This window comes from Pseudidiomarina terrestris (assembly GCF_030466405.1).
In the GTDB taxonomy this organism is placed as follows: Bacteria; Pseudomonadota; Gammaproteobacteria; order Enterobacterales; family Alteromonadaceae; genus Pseudidiomarina; species Pseudidiomarina terrestris.
Map to the genome: position 1 here is coordinate 89062 of NZ_JAGGJF010000002.1, position 18485 is coordinate 107546.

General features: G+C 52.8%; 18 protein-coding genes and 5 tRNA genes. 5 read left to right on the plus strand and 18 right to left on the minus strand.

The window, feature by feature from the left end; translation table 11 throughout:
* Window positions 1-27: 27 nt before the first annotated feature.
* The 7 genes from J6J34_RS04590 to J6J34_RS04620 all read right to left on the minus strand — a co-directional run bounded on the left by J6J34_RS04590 (window position 28) and on the right by J6J34_RS04620 (window position 6571).
* Window positions 28-222, minus strand: coding sequence for a hypothetical protein (locus J6J34_RS04590; protein WP_301719947.1), 195 nt, complete (start codon window positions 220-222; stop codon window positions 28-30).
* A 46-nt stretch (window positions 223-268) separates the two neighbouring features.
* Entirely contained in the window at window positions 269-1807 is a 1539-nt protein-coding gene (lnt, locus tag J6J34_RS04595) for an apolipoprotein N-acyltransferase (RefSeq protein ID WP_301719948.1), read from the minus strand.
* Window position 1808: 1 nt separating this feature from the next.
* Entirely contained in the window at window positions 1809-2690 is an 882-nt protein-coding gene (gene corC, locus J6J34_RS04600) for a CNNM family magnesium/cobalt transport protein CorC (RefSeq protein WP_301719949.1), read from the minus strand.
* An 18-nt stretch (window positions 2691-2708) separates the two neighbouring features.
* Window positions 2709-3182, minus strand: coding sequence for an rRNA maturation RNase YbeY (ybeY, locus tag J6J34_RS04605; RefSeq protein WP_301719950.1), 474 nt, complete (start codon window positions 3180-3182; stop codon window positions 2709-2711).
* Window positions 3179-4165, minus strand: a complete 987-nt coding sequence (locus tag J6J34_RS04610; RefSeq protein WP_301719951.1) for a PhoH family protein — start codon at window positions 4163-4165, stop codon at window positions 3179-3181. Before J6J34_RS04610 ends, ybeY begins: the two co-directional genes overlap by 4 nt.
* A gap of 14 nt (window positions 4166-4179) precedes the next feature.
* Window positions 4180-5622: a tRNA (N6-isopentenyl adenosine(37)-C2)-methylthiotransferase MiaB gene (gene miaB / locus J6J34_RS04615; RefSeq protein ID WP_301773725.1), complete on the minus strand. Its 1443-nt coding sequence runs from the start codon at window positions 5620-5622 to the stop codon at window positions 4180-4182.
* 64 nt (window positions 5623-5686) lie between these two features.
* Window positions 5687-6571, minus strand: coding sequence for a DMT family transporter (locus J6J34_RS04620; RefSeq protein WP_301719953.1), 885 nt, complete (start codon window positions 6569-6571; stop codon window positions 5687-5689).
* Window positions 6572-6707: 136 nt separating this feature from the next.
* Here J6J34_RS04620 and J6J34_RS04625 point away from each other — a divergent pair, with 136 nt between their 5' ends.
* Window positions 6708-7856 (plus strand): FAD-dependent monooxygenase, encoded by a 1149-nt coding sequence (locus J6J34_RS04625; RefSeq protein ID WP_301773728.1) that lies wholly within the window; start codon window positions 6708-6710, stop codon window positions 7854-7856.
* Between the two features lie 65 nt (window positions 7857-7921).
* On the opposite strand, the gene J6J34_RS04630 is transcribed toward J6J34_RS04625, so the two are convergent.
* From J6J34_RS04630 to J6J34_RS04660, 7 genes are all read right to left on the minus strand, one after another.
* Window positions 7922-8008: transfer RNA gene (locus J6J34_RS04630), tRNA-Leu, on the minus strand.
* Window positions 8009-8024: 16 nt separating this feature from the next.
* Window positions 8025-8099, minus strand: a tRNA-Gln gene (locus tag J6J34_RS04635).
* Between the two features lie 23 nt (window positions 8100-8122).
* Window positions 8123-8197 (minus strand) — tRNA-Gln (locus J6J34_RS04640).
* A 38-nt stretch (window positions 8198-8235) separates the two neighbouring features.
* Window positions 8236-8320 (minus strand) — tRNA-Leu (locus J6J34_RS04645).
* Between the two features lie 19 nt (window positions 8321-8339).
* Window positions 8340-8416: transfer RNA gene (locus J6J34_RS04650), tRNA-Met, on the minus strand.
* 154 nt (window positions 8417-8570) lie between these two features.
* Window positions 8571-9239 (minus strand): SDR family oxidoreductase, encoded by a 669-nt coding sequence (locus tag J6J34_RS04655; RefSeq protein WP_301773729.1) that lies wholly within the window; start codon window positions 9237-9239, stop codon window positions 8571-8573.
* Window positions 9240-9250: 11 nt separating this feature from the next.
* Window positions 9251-10645, minus strand: a complete 1395-nt coding sequence (locus tag J6J34_RS04660) for a class II fumarate hydratase (RefSeq protein ID WP_301898560.1) — start codon at window positions 10643-10645, stop codon at window positions 9251-9253.
* An 89-nt stretch (window positions 10646-10734) separates the two neighbouring features.
* Here J6J34_RS04660 and J6J34_RS04665 point away from each other — a divergent pair, with 89 nt between their 5' ends.
* The 4 genes from J6J34_RS04665 to J6J34_RS04680 are packed head-to-tail and all read left to right on the plus strand — an operon-like array spanning window position 10735 to window position 14951.
* Window positions 10735-11397, plus strand: coding sequence for a methylamine utilization protein (locus J6J34_RS04665; protein ID WP_301898561.1), 663 nt, complete (start codon window positions 10735-10737; stop codon window positions 11395-11397).
* Window positions 11387-13681, plus strand: coding sequence for a putative bifunctional diguanylate cyclase/phosphodiesterase (locus J6J34_RS04670; protein WP_301898562.1), 2295 nt, complete (start codon window positions 11387-11389; stop codon window positions 13679-13681). Before J6J34_RS04665 ends, J6J34_RS04670 begins: the two co-directional genes overlap by 11 nt.
* On the plus strand, window positions 13647-14516 hold the full coding sequence (locus J6J34_RS04675) for a DUF3034 family protein (protein WP_301719959.1): 870 nt from the start codon (window positions 13647-13649) through the stop codon (window positions 14514-14516). Before J6J34_RS04670 ends, J6J34_RS04675 begins: the two co-directional genes overlap by 35 nt.
* A 9-nt stretch (window positions 14517-14525) precedes the next feature.
* On the plus strand, window positions 14526-14951 hold the full coding sequence (locus J6J34_RS04680; protein WP_301719960.1) for a group I truncated hemoglobin: 426 nt from the start codon (window positions 14526-14528) through the stop codon (window positions 14949-14951).
* A gap of 82 nt (window positions 14952-15033) precedes the next feature.
* On the opposite strand, the gene ychF is transcribed toward J6J34_RS04680, so the two are convergent.
* The 4 genes from ychF to J6J34_RS04700 all read right to left on the minus strand — a co-directional run bounded on the left by ychF (window position 15034) and on the right by J6J34_RS04700 (window position 18479).
* The gene (ychF, locus tag J6J34_RS04685) at window positions 15034-16125 is read right to left on the minus strand and encodes a redox-regulated ATPase YchF (RefSeq protein WP_301898563.1); all 1092 of its coding nucleotides are present in this window, start codon (window positions 16123-16125) and stop codon (window positions 15034-15036) included.
* A 1-nt stretch (window position 16126) separates the two neighbouring features.
* Window positions 16127-16720, minus strand: a complete 594-nt coding sequence (gene pth / locus J6J34_RS04690; protein ID WP_301719962.1) for an aminoacyl-tRNA hydrolase — start codon at window positions 16718-16720, stop codon at window positions 16127-16129.
* A 7-nt stretch (window positions 16721-16727) separates the two neighbouring features.
* Window positions 16728-17405 (minus strand): 50S ribosomal protein L25/general stress protein Ctc, encoded by a 678-nt coding sequence (locus J6J34_RS04695; RefSeq protein WP_301719963.1) that lies wholly within the window; start codon window positions 17403-17405, stop codon window positions 16728-16730.
* 126 nt (window positions 17406-17531) lie between these two features.
* Window positions 17532-18479: a ribose-phosphate pyrophosphokinase gene (locus tag J6J34_RS04700; protein ID WP_301719964.1), complete on the minus strand. Its 948-nt coding sequence runs from the start codon at window positions 18477-18479 to the stop codon at window positions 17532-17534.
* Window positions 18480-18485 lie beyond the last annotated feature (6 nt).

Genomic DNA, 18485 nt, shown 5'->3' on the forward strand with positions numbered 1-18485 from the left:
TTCGACGGCGTGAAAATGAAACGTTGCTTACAGTGCGTACCACATTAAAAGCATGACCACGAGTCCGGCCAGGCCAAAAAAGCCATATTCAAAACGAGCGCGCTGTTCAGCATCACGGTCATCTGCGTTGCGATGAAAAATGAACATGCCGATGCTGGAAACGCCGAGAGTTCCGGCTGCGGTAAGAACCGCAAATAAGATTGCTGCGATGATGTTTTCCATGGTTTGTTCCAATTTGTGGTTAATGGACACTAAAACTGTAGATAGTTTACTTTTTTTGTCGTCGATTGACTACGGGCAATACCCCAAGAATAGCGATCAATACTGCCAGCAACCAGGTGCCGTAAGCTCCCCATAGATAGTAGGGAGTTATTCCGCTGACCAGTGGCACTTCCGCCGACAAGGTTGTGCTTTCGAATTGTGGTGCGCGGGCCAGCCAGTCGCCGTGCTCATCGACCATTGCGGTAATGCCACTATTGGTGGCCCGGATCAGCGGACGACCCAGTTCGATGGCACGCATGCGCGCAATTTCCATGTGTTGCGCGGGTCCGTGGGAGCGACCAAACCAGGTGTCATTGCTGACGGTTAGCAGAAAGTCGGTACTGCCGGTCATGTTGGCGCGAACATGGCCGGGAAAAGCGATTTCGTAACAAATGGCTGTGCTGAATTCCCAGCCGTGTGCGCGCAATGGCTCTTGTACAGCGTCACCCCGGCTAAAAGAAGACATGGGGAGATTGAATAACGGGGCCAGCGGCCGCAACAAATCACCAAAGGGGACAAATTCACCAATGGGCAGTAACTGGTGTTTCTGGTAGCGGTTGCTGTGACCATGCTGATAACTTTCAGCCACGCCCTGGGCGCCGTCCTGACCCAGCGCAATCACTGAGTTGTAATAGTTGTCCTTGCGAATATCGATGATGCCAGTAATAAAGGCCGTTTGCGTGGTGGCCATTTCATCGTGAATGACCTCCAGAATATCATCGGTATAAGGCTCCGGCATGGTGACGGCCGATTCTGGCCAGATAATGACATCGTGGTCGGCATAAAGTGGACGACTTAGATCCAGATAGCGGCTCAGATTAGGCCAGTGCTGATCGGGATCCCATTTAATCGATTGATTAATGTTGCCTTGCACCAGTGCGATACTGACGTTGTCGGAGGTACGAGATACCGCGGTCAGTTGCGGTAATACCAGTGGTATCAGCAGCAACGCAGCAATCAACGCCGGCGCATGCCAGGTACGCTGGCGCAGCCAATGGACGCTGAGCAGTGCCACCGTAAAAAGCACTACAGTGATGGCGCTGCCACCAAACCATGGTGCGTAATTGGCTAGCCAGGTATCGGTTTGCGTATAGCCAAGCTCTAACCAGGGAAAGCCAGTGAACAGCCAGCCGCGCAAGGTCTCGGCGGCAAGCCAGGTAAGCGGTAAGGTCCAGTACGCCTGGGCATGAAAGCGCGTACTCAGCCAGCGCCAGGCCCAAAAAGCCAGCGCAGGAAACAAACTAAGATACAGGTACAGAAGTAACAGAATGGCGACAGTGGCCAGCGGGTGTAGGCCGCCAAAGGTATCGATACTGACGTAAATCCAGCTCAGGCCAGCGGTAAACCAGCCCAAACCAAAGAAATAGCCAAGCTGCCAGGCCTCGCGAGGCGTCTTATCACGCAACAACAGGACCAACAGAATAAGCACCGGCAAGGTGAGCCAGGCTTGAGCAAAAGGTGCGTAGCTGAAGACCAGCAGCAGACCTAGCAGGATACAGCCGAGTCGCGTCAGGGCGGGATACCAGCGGGACTGTGCAAATGCCATTTTAGCTATCCGGGTCGGTTTCGGTGACGTGCTCCGGGAAGCTGATCTGCAGCTGTGAGATGCGGCGCTTATCGGCACCGGTAACTTTAAAGGCGATACCGCCTATGGTGATTTCTTCACCGGGCTTGGGCAGATGGCCAAAGCCATGCGCGACCATACCACCGATGGTATCGTATTCTTCATCACCAAACTGAGTGCTGAAGTAATCATTGAAATCTTCGATGGTGGTTAAAGCTTTTACCGAGAACCGTGATTTATTAATGCGGCGGATATCGGCTTTCGAGTCTTCGTTGTAATCGGTTTCGTCCTCGATTTCGCCAACGATTTCCTCAAGAATATCTTCGATGGTGACCAGCCCTGAAACACCGCCATACTCATCGACCACAATTGCCATATGATAGCGTTGTGAACGAAACTCTTTCAGCAGAACATCGACGCGTTTGCCTTCCGGGACAATGACTGCCGGACGAATGACTTTCGCCAGTGAGAACTCGTCGTCAGTCATGCCAAAACCATAGGCCAGCAGGTCTTTGGCGAGCAGGATACCTTCCACGTGGTCTTTGTTTTCACTCACCACCGGGTAGCGGCTGTGTTGTGAATCAATAACGATAGGTAAGAACGCATCGACGGTCTGATTGATGTCGATGGTTACCATTTGCGAGCGAGGCACCATAATGTCGCGAACTTTCAGTTCAGCAACATCAAGTACGCCTTCAATCATTTCCTTGGTGTCGTTATCAATCAGGTCGCGTTCTTCGGCGTCCTGAATCATATCGACTAACTCTTCGCGGCTGTTCGGCTCTCCGGTAAAAAGTTGCAACAGTTTGGTTGCCCACGATTTACTCGCAGAACCGTTGGTAGAGTGGGGATGGTCATCGCTCATTAGCGGGCAGTGCTCCGTTTAGTTACCTGCATCAGCCTCATAAGGGTCGACAAACCCTAAGCCGATTAGAATCGTTGTTTCAAGGCGCTCCATGTGTTCCGCCTCGGCATCTTCAATATGGTCATAACCTAGCAAATGCAAGGTTCCGTGTACAATCATATGCGCCCAGTGTGCGACCAAGGTCTTGTCCTGCTCGGCAGCTTCGCGCGCGACCACAGGGGCGCAGACCACCAGGTCGCCCAGCAAAGTCACTGGCATGGGAATCGGGGCCGTAAAAGGAAACGATAGCACATTGGTAGCATAATCGCGTTCGCGATAGTCACGATTGAGCTCTCGTCCCTCTGTTTCATCGACCACCCGCACCGTAAGCTCGGCATCACCGTCTTGCCACTGGTGCCCGGCGAGCGCCGCTGCCACCCATCGCTCGATTTGCTCAGCGGTGGGCAGGTCGGCGGCGTTGCTGGCGACTTGTAAATCAACGGTTAGGGTCATTGGCGCTCGTCAAAGTTTTCATAGGCCTGCACAATACGCTGTACCACGGGGTGACGCACTACATCACCAGCCTGAAAGAACGTAAAGCTAAGGTCTTCAACGTTACGTAATACTTCGATCACGTGCCTTAGACCTGACTTCTGACCACGCGGTAAATCGACCTGAGTAATATCTCCGGTGATCACTGCCCGTGAGTTAAAACCAATCCGGGTAAGAAACATCTTCATCTGTTCGCAGGTCGTATTCTGGCTCTCATCAAGGATGATAAAGGCATCATTCAGAGTACGGCCACGCATGTAAGCCAGTGGTGCAACTTCGATAACATTGCGCTCGATCAGCTTCTCGACTTTTTCAAAGCCAAGCATTTCAAATAAGGCATCGTAGAGGGGACGTAAATACGGATCGACCTTCTGCGCCAGGTCACCGGGTAAAAAGCCTAGTTTCTCACCTGCTTCGACCGCAGGACGGGTCAGCAGTATGCGACGCACTTCCTGACGTTCCAGGGCATCGACGGCACAGGCTACAGCCAGGTAGGTTTTACCGGTGCCGGCAGGGCCGATACCGAAATTCACATCATGGCTTAAAATAGCCCGCACATACTCCGCTTGATTATGATTGCGGGGCTTGATCATGCCGCGTTTGGTCTTGATATGGGTCATCTTCTCAGCGGCGGGATCGCCTTCGCCTTGTTCCAGCACATTGGCTTGCTGGATGGCGAGGTGGACTTGCTGCGGTTCGATTTCGCCGGCTTTACCCTTCACGGTCGCGGTCTCAAGGTAGAGATCACGTAAGAGTTTCGCCGCTGCGTGGACCGTATGTTGCGGGCCAATCAGGCGAAATTCCTGATTGCGATAGGTAATTTCTATGCCCAGGCGACGTTCGACATGCTTCAGGTTCTCGTCGAACGGGCCACAAAGTTCTGCTAAACGCCGGCTGTCGGCCGGCTCTAGCTCGATATCCAGGGTGGTAACTTTTGAACTCAAAAGGACCTCTTCTGTTAGGACTGTTGGGGCGGAGTAAAGCTAGCCACGCCCAACGCATCGGGTTGGGTACGCGCTTGCTTTGCAAGAATAGTCTGCGGTGCCGTGTCCACACGTAATCCCATTTCTTCTTCCACACGAATAACGTCACCGCGCAACGAGTTGGCAAAGGCATCGGTGACCTTAACGTCAACGAACCTGCCCACCATGTTCGGATTGCCGACAAAGTTGACGACGCGATTGTTTTCGGTACGCCCGCTTAACTCCATTGGATCCTTTTTCGATGGACCCGTGACCAGGATGCGCTGTTCAGTGCCTACCATGCGCCGGGCATGCTCGTGCGCTTGTTGGTTCAGGCGTTGCTGCAGCAGTTGCAGACGTTGCTTTTTGGTCTGTTCACTCACATCGTCAGGCAAATCTGCCGCCGGAGTACCGGGCCGGGCGCTATAAATGAAGCTAAAACTTAAATCAAAGTCGATGGCCCGAATCAGGTCCATGGTCGCTTCAAAGTCGGCATCGGTTTCACCGGGAAAGCCGATAATAAAGTCTGACGACATGGCAATCGCAGGCCGAATCTTTTTCAACTTGCGGATTTGGGATTTGTACTCAATCGCGGTGTGGCCACGCTTCATTAAGGTCAGGACACGGTCAGAGCCACTTTGCACCGGCAAATGCAGATGGTTGACCAGCTCCGGAATGGTCGCATAGGCTTCGATAATATCATCGGTGAACTCGACCGGATGCGAAGTGGTGTAACGGATCCGGTCGATACCATCAATCGCCGCGACCATATGCAATAGCTCAGAGAAGCGACAGACGGAACCATCAAAGCTTTCACCGCGATAGGCATTAACATTCTGTCCCAGCAAGTTCACTTCGCGCACGCCCTGATCAGCCAGTTGGGCAATTTCATAAAGCACGTCATCAACCGGGCGACTGACTTCTTCACCACGGGTGTACGGCACCACGCAGAAAGTACAGTATTTGCTGCAGCCTTCCATGATGGAAACGAAGGCAGTCGGACCTTCAGCCTTAGGCTCTGGCAAACTGTCGAACTTTTCGATTTCCGGGAACGAAATATCCACCATCGGGGTGTGTTCCGTTTGCACCTGCTTCACCATTGCTGGCAAGCGGTGCAGGGTCTGTGGACCGAACACAATATCGACATAAGGCGCACGGGCGCGAATATGATCGCCCTCTTGCGAGGCCACGCAACCACCGACGCCAATCACCAGGTCTGGATTTTTATCTTTGAGGTTTTTCCAACGGCCAAGTTGGTGAAAGACTTTTTCCTGAGCCTTTTCACGAATCGAGCAGGTATTGAGCAGGATCAAATCAGCATCTTCTGGCTCTTCTGCGACTTCATAGCCATGGGTTGCCTTCAGCAGATCAGCCATTTTCGCTGAATCGTACTCGTTCATTTGGCAGCCCCAAGTTTTGATGTATAACTTCTTGCTCATAACTCGTTTTGCTCACTTGCGTTGGTGGAACTTAAAAGGGACGTTATTTTAGCCTGTTCTGAGGTTAACTGCCAACTTTGCCGCCGGTTTCTGCTTTCCGGCGGGTGCGAATTGCCAGATAGCCTGCCACAGTGATAATCACAGCGCCGGTTAACATGTGCCAGGTGATAGGTTCCTGCCAGAACCAATAGCCCATGAGCGCGGCAAAAATAACGGAACTATAGGTAAACACGCCCACTTTTGCGGCAGGTGCTAACGAGAAGGCTTTGGTCATGCCCAGTTGACCAGCAACCGCCAGGGCGCCCATGGCGATAATGCCGAGCCAGTGTTCCATCGCGATCGGCGCGCCCAGCCACAGCAGCGGAATACCGGAAAGCAGGGTTGACAGGGCGGAAAAGTAGAACACAATCTTGCTCGAGGATTCAGTGGCCGACATCTGCCGGATCAGGGTTTTGGTAAAGGCAGCCAGACAGGCGGCAATAAAGGCGATACCCACGATCGGCGAGAGCTCAGCAGCGACCGGATTAAGGAAAATGAAAACGCCGACAAAGCCGATGGCAATAGCCAGCCAGGTTTGCGGTAACACCTGTTCTGCCAGCCACACGCGACCAATCACCGGGATCAGAAAAGGCGACAGCAAGAGCACCAGGGTTGCTTGCGCCAGCGGGATATTGGCGATGGCGTAAAAAAACAGATACATCGCTGCAAGACCCGCGACGCCACGACTCAGGTGCAGACCCCAGGCTTGGGTCTTAAACGCTGCCGGGCCTTTACGCCAGATCCAGGGCAGCAGTACGACCAATGCCATCAGGCTACGAAAGAACACCAGTTGCTCTGATGGCACGGCAGTGCTCAGGTATTTAACCAACGCGCTGACACCGGCAAAGCATAGCTCTGCGCCAAGCACCAGCAGGGAAGCTATTACGACGGTACGTTGTGGAGTGTCCATCACAGCCTTAAAGGGAAATGACTTTAGGGGCGATAGTTTAACATGCTTTGCGGCACTCTCCGGGGTATTCTCTACTGTATTCTACGGCCAGTATTTTTTATGATAGCCGGTAAGTGAACCGATTGAGGTAAAGAGCATGCAGGTGATGATTGTTGGAGGTGGACTGGTGGGGGCTGCTGCGGCCGTGGCCGCACGGCAAGCAGGTTATCCGGTCACCTTACTTGAACGTGGGCGCTCACCACTTGCAGGAGACGCAGAGCCTGGCTGGGACCTGCGCATTTCATCGGTGCACCAGAATAATGTTGAATGGCTTAAGCAACTGGGGATCTGGGCCCGGGTCGATGAGACCAAATATTTGGCTTATGAGGGGCTGAGTGTTACCAGTCGCGACGGCCAGTGCGTGGACTTTCATGCTGCCGAAGTGAATCAGCCGCAGCTGGGCGTGATGGTCGAAAATAATGCCCTGTTACGGGCGATGTGGTCGTGGCTCAGTGAACAGAGTCAGGTGGATTTACGCGCCGATACACAGGTCCAGTCGTTTGATTTAGCCGCGCGCAAGCTGGTGTTGCAAGACGGTGACACGCTTCCCTACGACCTGCTGCTTGGCGCTGACGGAGGCAACTCTGCGGTGGCGCGTGCGGCCGCTATTGGGATGCGCGGCTGGGACTACGATATGCGCTGTTTACTGGCCATTGTCGAAACCGAAAAGGCGCTTGCCCCAGCGACCTGGGAAGTGTTCCGTGAGCAGGGGCCTTACGCGTTACTACCTTTAGGTGAGCAACTGGCGTGTTTAATTGATTATCGGGCCGAGGCAAGCTGGCGTGCGGTAACAACGGAACAGGTTGAACAGGCCTTACGAGAAACCTTTATCCCCCACATAGGTGCATTTAAGCTGCATAAGCAAGCCAGCTTCCCACTCCGTCGCCAACGGGCATTACGCTACCATGATGAACGTGGCGTGGCACTGATCGGCGACGCAGCACACAGCATTCATCCATTAGCAGGGCAGGGCGTGAATCTGGGCTTTGTCGACGTGCAGGTGCTCCTGACAAAGCTTGCTGAGCAGCCGCTGAGTCAGGCACTGCGTGCCTATGAACGGCAGCAGATGCGTGTGAATCAACAGATGATGCGCGCCATGGACGCTATTCATTGGGGCTTTCGTAGTGAGCATCTGTTGCCACGTGCTGCCATCGCTGTAGGGCTTGGCGCCGTGGCACAAATCAAGCCGCTGAAACAGCAGATTATAAAAGCAGCTATGGGCTGGAACATGGGCTGGAAGAAATAACGGGCATAAAAAAACCGCCAGCTGGCGGTTTCTTAGCTTTGTTGCGAACACCATCTGCTTAAAGATGGTGCGGAGGGGGGGACTTGAACCCCCACGTCCTTTCGGACACTAGCACCTGAAGCTAGCGCGTCTACCAATTCCGCCACCACCGCAACAAGCAGGTGAGAGTGGCTGGGGTACCAGGATTTGAACCTGGGAATGGCGGGATCAAAACCCGCTGCCTTACCGCTTGGCTATACCCCAACTCTCAGAAAACAGCTTTTAAGTGGCTGGGGTACCAGGATTTGAACCTGGGAATGGCGGGATCAAAACCCGCTGCCTTACCGCTTGGCTATACCCCAACTTAGGCTTAAAAACTTTGCGCTCGACCGAAGAGGGTTGGTGCGGACGGAGAGACTTGAACTCTCACGCCGTGAGGCACTGGAACCTAAATCCAGCGTGTCTACCAATTCCACCACGTCCGCCCATGCAATTTTATTTGGTTGGTGGCTACGGCGAGATTCGAACTTGCGACCCCAGCATTATGAGTGCTGTGCTCTAACCAGCTGAGCTACGTAGCCATACCAAATATTTTTAAAACTGCGCTCGGTGAGTGCGGCGCGTATTATGCAAATCAGGGGCTCTAGCGTCAACCTCTTTTTCGCAAAAATACGCGTTTAACGGTGCGATTGATTAAAAAACCGATAGTTTGGTTATTTAATCGTCGTTAGGGGCTTACCAGGGCAAAGTTTCGCCATTACTGTGGCGAAATGATCCCGTGTTGCTGAGCTCGACCTCGTCCATTCGTTGCACCAGACGGGTTGCAGCTTCGGTAGCGGAAATATCGCCACGGTTACCGACCATATCCGTCTGCACATAGCCTGGATGCAACATAGCAACGGCGATACCTGCATCTTTAAAATCATTGGCCAGCGACACACCGGCCGCATTTAACGCCGCTTTACTCATGCGGTAACCGTATTGGCCACCTGAGCCATTATCTGCCATGGAGCCCATTCGCGAGGTGATCATGATCACTTTGCTGCCTTGCTTTAACTGCGAACGTAACGCCCGCGTGAGCGCTAATGGTGCGACCGCGTTCACTTCCACCTGGCGCAGAATACTGTCTTCGGCAAAGCTATCGAAATCATCGCCCTCTAAAATACCGGCGTTGTTCACCAGCATATCGATGGTTTCATTTTCCAGGCGTTCGGCCAACAAGTTCCGGGCGTCGGTATCGGTGACATCAATGCCGTCGATGATAGCCACACCGAGCCGCTCTAGCTCTGGCGAAGGCTGCCGACAGACTGCGGTAACCTCGTCACCACGTTCATGAAATTGGCGGGCGAGGGCAAGACCAATACCGCGATTGGCGCCAGTAATGACCACATGCTTGGCACTCATAATTGCTCCTTTTACTCGGAAGTTCCGGGGATTCCCCCGTGGGTAAGTTGTTTAGGATCGAGCAGTTGCTCCAGCTCGTCCCGTGATAAATCTGTCATTTCATCCGCCACATCAATGATCGGACGCTGCTCTTTATAAGCCTGTTTGGCGATGGCAGCTGCCTGATTGTAGCCAATCACTGAGTTCAGAGCCGTAACCAGAATAGGGTTACGCGCCAGGGCTTGTTCGAGCCGCTCGTGCTTGACAGTGAAATCCTTTATGGCTTGCTCGGCCAGCGCGCTCATGGCATTGCCGCTGATTTCAATCGATTCCAGTAAGTGATAGGCAATGACCGGCAGCATCACGTTTAGCTGGAAATTACCTTGCTGCGCCGCAACCGCCACGGTCTGGTAGCTACCGGCAATATGGGCCGCTACCATGGCGACGGCTTCCGGAATCACCGGATTGACTTTACCGGGCATGATACTACTGCCGGGTTGCAATGCGCGCAGCTCGATTTCGCCCAGCCCTGCCAGCGGACCGCTATTCATCCAACGCAAGTCATTACTGATCTTCATGAGTACGGCGCCGCAGCTATTCAGTGCACCGGCCAGCTGCAAGCTGAGCTCCTGTCCGGCTATTCCGGCAAAGGGGTTATCGGCGGGCCGGAACTTGTGGTCGGTACGCTTACTGAGCTGTTCACAGAACAGTCGGCGAAATTCCTGTGGAGCATTAATGCCGGAGCCTACAGCTGTGCCCCCCTGAGGCAGGGCACGTAAGCGTTCAATCACTTCATTAACGTTGGCCTGACAATGATGTAGCTGAGTTCCCCAGGCCCGCAGCTCCTGGGCCATGGTAATGGGCATCGCGTCCATCAAATGGGTGCGGCCAGTCTTGACCACCTCTTCCAGCTCCTGGGCTTTGCTTTCAATGGTACGCTGTAACTGGACGATGGCCGGCAGCCAATGCTCGGTTAATGCCAGCACGCAGCTGACCTGAATACAGGTGGGAATCACGTCATTACTACTTTGGCTACAGTTGACGTGGTCGTTAGGATGAACGTTAGGGCCATTGGCGCGCTGCACGGATTCTGCCAGGACTTCGTTCATATTCATATTGGTGCTGGTGCCTGAGCCGGTCTGGAAAATATCCAGCGGGAAATGGTCGGTGTTGGTTTCTGCCAGAACCCGGTCGGCGGCCGCCACAATAGCGGTAACCTGGTCCGGCTCAAGTAAATCAAGTGCACCGTTAGCTCGCGCTGCCGCCGCTTTGATTTGTGCCAGACTATGAATAAACCGCAGCGGGAAGCGCAGCGTACTCAGACCAAAGTTTTGTCTGGCGCGTTCGGTTTGCGCTCGCCATAAAGCATCTGCTGGTACGTCTATCTCTCCCATGCTATCTTTTTCAGTACGAAATTGACTCGACATAGTTGCTTCCTCATTGATCTGGTGTGACGGGATAATCCCAGTGATTCACAGACTTAATGACCGATACTACCTATAAGCATGGGGTGAAGATGCGTAACTTTCAAATGCTGGGGCTGATTTTTGTTCTTGCAGGCATGATTTCTATCACCGGTGAGGCACGTGAACTTCAGGTGCGGGTGACAGACAGTGACGGTGCCCCTTTACCTAAAGTGGTCGTCTCGAGCCAGCACTCTGTGCCGCAATCCTCACCTGCGATTGCGGTCATGGATCAGGTCGAGCGTTTGTTTGCACCTTTTATTCTGACCATTCAGCCCGGTGCTACAGTCAAGTTTCCCAACAGCGACAACATTCGTCATCAGGTCTATTCGTTCTCGCCCGCCAAGCCTTTTGAGCTGCCTTTGTACAGTAACAGGGAAGCGCCGCAGATGACCTTCCCAGCGGCGGGAGTGGTGGTACTTGGCTGCAACATTCATGACCATATGCGGGCTTACATTTATGTCAGTCCCTATCCACAGTCCGTCACCACCGATGAGGACGGTAGAGCAGTTCTCGAAGTTGCAGCGGGCGCCAGTGATATTGTGCTCTGGTACCCTGGGCTCGGCGCTGAACCCACCGCTGCGCAGGAAGTGACGGTCGCTGCTGAACAGCAGCAGCTGGTGGTGCAATTACCGGTGCTGAAACAGCAGCAAACACCACCGCCAGTATCGTCTTTACAGCAACGTTTTAACCGATTGAAAGACAATGTTAACTAGTTTTCGTACGCGCCTGTTACTACTTTTCGTTGGTATCGCTGGCGGCGTGCTAATCGCCACGCTGATCGCTGTCACCGTTGCAACGCAAAACCAGGCTGAGCGTACGGTTGAGCGTGAACTGGCCGTAAGCGAACGCGTGCTGGGCGAGCTTCTCAGTATTCGCGGCGAGCAGCTTTTACAGGCTGCGCAGGTGCTGGCCGACGATTTTGGTTTTCGTGAAGCGGTGGCCAGTGGTGATGAGGCCACGCTAATTTCCGCTATGGTCAACCATGGTGAGCGTATCGGGACCCAGTTGATGGCTCTTTATCGCCCGGACGGTACCGAGTTAGCTGCGACCCATGACCTGGCTCAGGTGCGCTCAGGTGCCGATCTCCGCGGTATCCGGCAGGTCGATGATGAATTGTTTCAGCTGGTCACTGTGCCCGTGCGGGCGCCTGATATTATAGCCTACGCAACCTTAGGATTTCTGGTCGACGATGCGCTGGCCCAGTCTCTGAAGCAATTGACCAATGCCGATATCACCTTTTTTGACGGCGAACGGCAGCAGATTTTTGCCTCCAGTTTACCACTTTCGCAGCAACAGGCGCTGCTCGCAGATGTCCAACCCGACGCCGTAAAAGAATGGCTGGCGCAAACAGAAATGGCCGGGCATCTATCTACGGTCAACTCGGTAAATTTGCTGGTCAGTACCTCGCGCATGGAAGCTACCCAGGAATACCGCGCATTGCGCACCCAGTACTTTGGCTTTGGTCTGGCGTCGTTACTGGTGGCGCTGTTGCTGGCCATGGCCACAGCGCGGCAGTTTAATAAGCCGCTTCAGCGCCTGACGGCAGCCGCTGAAGCGCTGCGCCAGGGGGACTACGGTGAGCCTGTCGAGCTGGACCGTAACGATGAATTTGGCAAGCTTGGCGAAACCTTCAATACCATGCGTGGCGCCATCGCCGAGCGTGAACAAAAGATTGTTTATCAGCTTGAGCATGATCTGCTTACTGGCTTACCTAATCGTAAGTCACTGCATCGGTATCTGCAGCAGTTACTTGCACAGGGGCATAGTGGTTACGCACTCACCCTGAATATCCAGCGCTTTCGGGAGTTAAACGATCGCCTTGGACAGCGTTTTGGCGATGAGATTTTAAAGTTGGTTGCACGTCGTCTGCAGCAGGAATTTGCCAAAGACTGTTTTTTGGCGCGTCTGGCCGGCGACGAATTTGTCCTGGCTTGTAATGAACAGCTGCAGCCGGACGAGTTGAGACAGCGACTGTTAAAGCTGGTGCAGCAAAAATGGCAGGTGGCGGATACCTCTTATCGGCTGGAATTTCGTGCCGGGCTGGTGCGTTATCCCGAGCAAGGAAATGAAGTCGACGCCTTGTTAAGACGGGCCCAACTCGCGGCGCGCCTGGCCCAGCAGGATAAGCAGTTACTGGCTGAATATCAGCAAGGCAGTGACGAGAATTACATGCGTCGGTTGCAAGTGCTGCAGGCACTGCCGGAGGCCATTGCCGGGGGTAAACTGGAGTTGCATTATCAGCCGAAGCTGAGCTGTAACAGTGGCGAAGTGTTAGGTGCTGAAGCCCTGGTCCGTTGGCACCACCCGCAGCTGGGTGTGATTCGCCCCGATGAATTTATCCCGCTGGCTGAACAATCCGGTGACATTCTGCGTGTCACTCGCTGGGTCTGCGAAACCGCACTCAATCAACAACAGTATTGGCTCGAGCAGGGACATCAACTACAAGTGGCCGTGAATTTGTCGGCGATTGACTTACAGGATGCGAGCTTAGTAGATTTTATTCAACAGCAGCTAGCGCAACGCCGACTGCCAGCGCAGAACCTCACGCTGGAGGTCACAGAAAGCGCCGTTATGGCGGATCTGGAGCAAGCTCAGAAGCGGCTGACTGAATTACGGGATCTGGGTATAAAAATTGCTTTGGATGACTACGGTACGGGCTATGCATCGCTGGCACAGTTGAAGCACCTGCCGGTAGATGAACTAAAACTGGATCAGAGTTTCATCCGCGTTCTGCAAGCAGACAACAAAGATCGCATCATCGTTCACTCAACGCTGCGTCTGGCGCATCAGTTACAATTGTCGACCGTCGCCGAAGGGGTCGAAGAAGAATCTGCCTGGCGGGTGCTGCAGGATATGGGCTGCGACACGTTACAGGGGTATTATTTTAGCCGTCCTCTGGCGGCGGCTGAATTTGAACAATGGTTAATGAATGAGTCAGGGCAATTCATACAGCAAGGGCAAAATGACCAAGCACAACATGATCAAACTTTATCCTAGAACCTGGCGCAGCTGGTTGTTCATGGCGGCTTTACTGACTGGCTCGCAGGCCTATGCCGGCGACGGCAAACTCTTAGCTACGGGAGCAGTCACTTCTATTGAAGGAGCCGGTGGCGGCGGTATCGTGCCATGGGCGACGACGGCCAGCTACGCTGAAAAAGGCGAGTGGGGCTTTACAGTAAACGGCAATTTCGCCGACGTTGACGACTTTCAGCTCGGCGTGCAGAGTCTCAACGTCACTTATGGTAACCGCATTGAAATGAGTTATGCTCAGCAACGCCTGGGTCTCAATACCATCGGTGGTGATCTTCAGCAGCAAATCTATGGCCTCAAGGTGCGATTAAGCGGAGACCTGGTGTACGGTGATTTGCCGCAAATCAGCTTGGGCCTGCAGCACAAACGTAACACCACTTTTGCATTGCCCCAGGCGGTTGGAGCCGCCGACGATAGCGGCACCGATATTTATCTAAGTGCTGCAAAAGCATGGTTAGCCGGACCTTTTGAACGGACCTGGGTGGCCAATCTTACGCTTCGCGCCACAAAAGCCAATCAACTCGGCTTGTTAGGTTTTGGCGGCGATAAAAATGACGACTACGAAGCCATGGCGGAAGCCAGTCTGGGCATGTTTGTAAATCGTCATTGGTTAATCGGGGCTGAGTATCGACAAAAGCCCGACAATCTCGGCTTTGCCAAGGAGTACGACTGGCGCGATATCTTTGTCGGCTGGTTTCCGAACAAATCCGTGGCCTTGGTGGTCGCTTATGTTGATCTGAAATCGATCGCAGGGCTTCCCGATCAAACCGGCGCTTACGCTTCTTTACAGATTAGTTTTTAAGGTACCGTCATGAAACATTTAGTTGCGCTGCTAGTTCTCTGCGCTGTGAGTATTGCGCCTTCGCTGGCACAGGCCAAATCTGACACTTTGTATCAGGAACTTGGCGCCCAGCAGGGAATTAGCGATTTGATGACGACCTTTGTACTCGAGATCGCAGAGGATGAACGCGTGATTCATCATTTCGAGAATGTCGACATTGACCGCTTTCATCGCATGTTGAGTTTACATCTTTGCGAACTGACGGGCGGTCCCTGCACCTATACCGGTGCCGATATGGTGGAAGTCCACCGCGGCATGGCAATTACTCGCGCTGAGTTTAATGCTGTCGTTGAAGACTTGATTGCTGCCATGGAAGCGGAAGGTGTGCCAACAGCAACTCAGAATAAATTGCTGGCACGGCTAGCTGAGTTGCATGGTGAGATTGTTGCACGCTAGCTGCTTATCGTTGTGTTAAGACCTATAAAAAAGGCCGCTCATCTGAGCGGCCTTTGCCTATGTATTTGTGTTCACTACAGGTTTATACGTTAAAGCGGAACAGAATCACATCGCCATCTTTAACAATGTACTCTTTGCCTTCTTCACGACGTTTACCAGCTTCTTTCGCGCCTTGCTCACCTTTGTGAGTGACGTAATCGTCAAAACCGACGACCACCGCGCGGATAAAACCTTTCTCAAAGTCAGTGTGAATCTTACCGGCCGCCTGTGGCGCCGTTGCACCGATAGGGATGGTCCAGGCACGAACTTCTTTCGGACCCGCGGTAAAATAGGTCTGTAAATTGAGCAGTTCATAGCCACCACGAATGACGCGATTCAGGCCTGGCTCTTCAATCCCCAGGTCGTTCATAAACTCAACTTTTTCTTCATCGTCAAGTTCAGCGATCTCTGATTCGATTTCAGCACATACCGGCACCACGATAGCGTCTTCTTTGGAAGCGATCTCACGAACCTTATCCAGATATGGGTTATTCTCGAAACCGTCATCGTTGACGTTGGCGATGTACATGGTCGGCTTCAGAGTCAGCAGGTTGTAAGAGCGAATGGTAGCGCGCTCGTCTTTGGTCAGGCTTACCGAGCGAGCCATTTCGCCGTTTTCCAGAGCTGGCAGCAGTTTCTCCAACACCTGAATTTCAGCAGCGGCTTGCTTATCGCCGCCTTTAGCTTTCTTCGACTGGCGATGAATAGCCTTTTCAACGCTATCCAGATCGGCCAGGGCAAGTTCGGTGTTGATCACTTCTATATCCGATTGCGGATCCACTTTGCCGGAGACGTGAACAATATTATCGTTCTCAAAGCAACGCACCACATGCCCGATAGCATCGGTTTCACGAATGTTGGCGAGGAACTGGTTACCCAGACCTTCGCCTTTGGAGGCGCCTTTGACCAGGCCTGCGATATCAACGAACTCCATCGTTGTTGGCAGTACCCGCTGTGGATTGACGATAGCAGCGAGTTGATCCAGCCGTGGGTCGGGAACTGCAACCACACCGGTGTTTGGCTCGATAGTACAGAAAGGGAAGTTGGCTGCCTCGATTCCGGCTTTAGTTAAGGCGTTGAACAAGGTCGATTTACCCACATTAGGTAAGCCGACAATACCGCATTTGAATCCCATCTTAATTCTCGCTCTGTGCTTTGAAACTATGTAATTGCTGCTGAGCAGCGCGCATATCACCAGCGATCACTAACTCGATGCTGGCGCAGGCTTGCGTAATGGTATCGTCCATCAGATGCTGGTCAGTTGCTGGCGCTTTGCCTAACACATACCCGGTGACTTTACTTTTATGACCGGGATGACCGATACCAATACGTAAGCGATGAAAATCAGGGCTACCCAATGCTGCAGTGATGTCTTTAATACCATTATGACCACCACTACCGCCGCCGGTTTTGAACTTTGCTACACCGGGAGGTAAGTCGAGCTCGTCGTACGCGACGAGTATTTCATCAGGCTGGATCTTAAAAAAGTTTGCTAATGCCGCCACTGCTTTGCCGCTTTTGTTCATAAAGGTCATGGGTTGGAGTAAACGTACGTCCCAACTACCTTTTTGAATGCGTGCGGTGTGGCCGAAAAACTTCGTTTCAGGTTGCAAGCTTTGTCCGTGTCGGCGAGCGAACTCATCGACCAACCAAAAGCCAGCGTTATGGCGGGTTTGCAAATATTCGGGGCCTGGATTACCCAGGCCCACGATTAAACGAATTGCAGACATGACGAGCTTATTCTTCGTCTTTCTTGTCTTCTTCTTCGCTTTCTTTAGCCGTTGGAACTTCCGCAGAAATTTCTTCAGCTTCTGGTTCTGGTTCTTTCTCAATGCGTGGAGCAATGATAGATACAACCGCCTGGTCGTGATCTTCACCTTTGGTTAACTCAACCAGTTCAACGCCGTTTGGCAGTTGCAGGTCGGTTAAGTGCAAGGTTTGACCCATTTCAAGACCGGCCACGTCAACTTCCAGATATTCTGGTAAGTCTTTTGGCAAGCAGTTGATCTCAACGTCATTCACATGGTGAACAACAACGCCACCTTCATCTTTCACGCCTTTAGCAGTTTCTTCGTTCAAGAAATGCAATGGAACGTGAGTATGTAGCTTCTGACCTTTCTCTACGCGTTGGAAGTCAAGGTGAGTAAGTTTTGGCTTGTAAGGGTGACGTTGTACGTCTTTCAAGATGGCCTGGTGTTTCTTGCCGTCGATGACCAGCGTCAAAATGTGCGAATAGAAGGCTTCGTAGTCCGCCATGTTGTTCACTTTGTTGTGATCCAGCGTTAACGAAACGGCTTCTTTGTTCGCACCGTACAAGATTGCAGGCACTTTGTCTGCGCGACGCAGGCGGCGGCTCGCACCTTTCCCTGTATCCTTACGCAGCTCTGCTTGAATAGTAAAATCTATAGTCGACATAATGGAGTGTCTCCGTTAAATAAAAATAAGTCGGTTATTCGCGACCAAATATCCGACACTTTCCTGAAATTCTTTAGGCCAATTTCGAGGGCGCGGAATAGTACCACCCGCGCCCCCGGAATTCAATCAATACTCGAACATTGCCGAGATAGACTCTTCATTGCTGACACGGCGCAGGGCTTCGGAAAGCATGCCGCTGAGGGTCAGTTGATGAACTTTGTCCAGTGCTTTCATTTCGGCACTCAGAGGAATACTGTCAGTCACGACCACCTGATCAATATTCGAGTCGCGGATATTACCTACCGCATTGCCTGAGAATACCGGATGCGTGGCATAAGCAAAGACGCGGCGTGCGCCATGTTCTTTGAGCGCATCTGCAGCTTTACACAAGGTACCGCCAGTATCGATCATGTCGTCTACGATAATGCAGTCGCGGCCTTGCACGTCACCGATAATGTGCATGACTTGGGACTCGTTGGCACGGGGCCGACGTTTATCGATGATTGCGAGATCGATGTCGTTCAGCAGTTTGGCAATGGCTCGTGCTCTTACTACACCACCGATATCAGGGGAAACCACAACAGGATTATCAAAATCTTGCTGACGCAGGTGTTCGAGTAATACCGGACTGGCAAAGACGTTATCAACAGGAACATCAAAGAAGCCCTGGATTTGCTCTGCATGAAGGTCAACGGTTAACACCCGGTCCACACCCACGCTGGATAGAAAGTCGGCGATAACTTTGGAGGTGATAGGTACCCGGGCCGAACGTACGCGACGATCCTGACGGGCGTAGCCAAAGTAAGGCATCACCGCGGTGATACGACCTGCCGATGCACGACGCAAGGCGTCGACCATGACAATCAGTTCCATCAGGTTGTCGTTGGTTGGAGCACAGGTGGACTGGAGGATAAAAACGTCAGAACCGCGGACATTTTCGTTGATCATTACGCTGATCTCACCGTCACTAAAACGGCCAACTTCGGCATCACCGAGTTTGATAAAGAGTCGGTCAGCAATTTTCTGGGCGAGTTCTGGCGTGGCGTTGCCAGCGAATAGCTTCATGTCAGGCACACTAAA

Bases quoted from the DNA above. Each gene is read 5' to 3' on its own strand.
- J6J34_RS04590 (WP_301719947.1), bottom strand. From the start codon at position 222: ATGGAAAACATCATCGCAGCAATCTTATTTGCGGTTCTTACCGCAGCC.
- lnt (WP_301719948.1), bottom strand. From the start codon at position 1,807: ATGGCATTTGCACAGTCCCGCTGGTATCCCGCCCTGACGCGACTCGGC.
- corC (WP_301719949.1), bottom strand. From the start codon at position 2,690: ATGAGCGATGACCATCCCCACTCTACCAACGGTTCTGCGAGTAAATCG.
- ybeY (WP_301719950.1), bottom strand. From the start codon at position 3,182: ATGACCCTAACCGTTGATTTACAAGTCGCCAGCAACGCCGCCGACCTG.
- miaB (WP_301773725.1), bottom strand. From the start codon at position 5,622: ATGAGCAAGAAGTTATACATCAAAACTTGGGGCTGCCAAATGAACGAG.
- J6J34_RS04620 (WP_301719953.1), bottom strand. From the start codon at position 6,571: ATGGACACTCCACAACGTACCGTCGTAATAGCTTCCCTGCTGGTGCTT.
- J6J34_RS04625 (WP_301773728.1), top strand. From the start codon at position 6,708: ATGCAGGTGATGATTGTTGGAGGTGGACTGGTGGGGGCTGCTGCGGCC.
- J6J34_RS04655 (WP_301773729.1), bottom strand. From the start codon at position 9,239: ATGAGTGCCAAGCATGTGGTCATTACTGGCGCCAATCGCGGTATTGGT.
- J6J34_RS04660 (WP_301898560.1), bottom strand. From the start codon at position 10,645: ATGTCGAGTCAATTTCGTACTGAAAAAGATAGCATGGGAGAGATAGAC.
- J6J34_RS04665 (WP_301898561.1), top strand. From the start codon at position 10,735: ATGCGTAACTTTCAAATGCTGGGGCTGATTTTTGTTCTTGCAGGCATG.
- J6J34_RS04670 (WP_301898562.1), top strand. From the start codon at position 11,387: ATGTTAACTAGTTTTCGTACGCGCCTGTTACTACTTTTCGTTGGTATC.
- J6J34_RS04675 (WP_301719959.1), top strand. From the start codon at position 13,647: ATGACCAAGCACAACATGATCAAACTTTATCCTAGAACCTGGCGCAGC.
- J6J34_RS04680 (WP_301719960.1), top strand. From the start codon at position 14,526: ATGAAACATTTAGTTGCGCTGCTAGTTCTCTGCGCTGTGAGTATTGCG.
- ychF (WP_301898563.1), bottom strand. From the start codon at position 16,125: ATGGGATTCAAATGCGGTATTGTCGGCTTACCTAATGTGGGTAAATCG.
- pth (WP_301719962.1), bottom strand. From the start codon at position 16,720: ATGTCTGCAATTCGTTTAATCGTGGGCCTGGGTAATCCAGGCCCCGAA.
- J6J34_RS04695 (WP_301719963.1), bottom strand. From the start codon at position 17,405: ATGTCGACTATAGATTTTACTATTCAAGCAGAGCTGCGTAAGGATACA.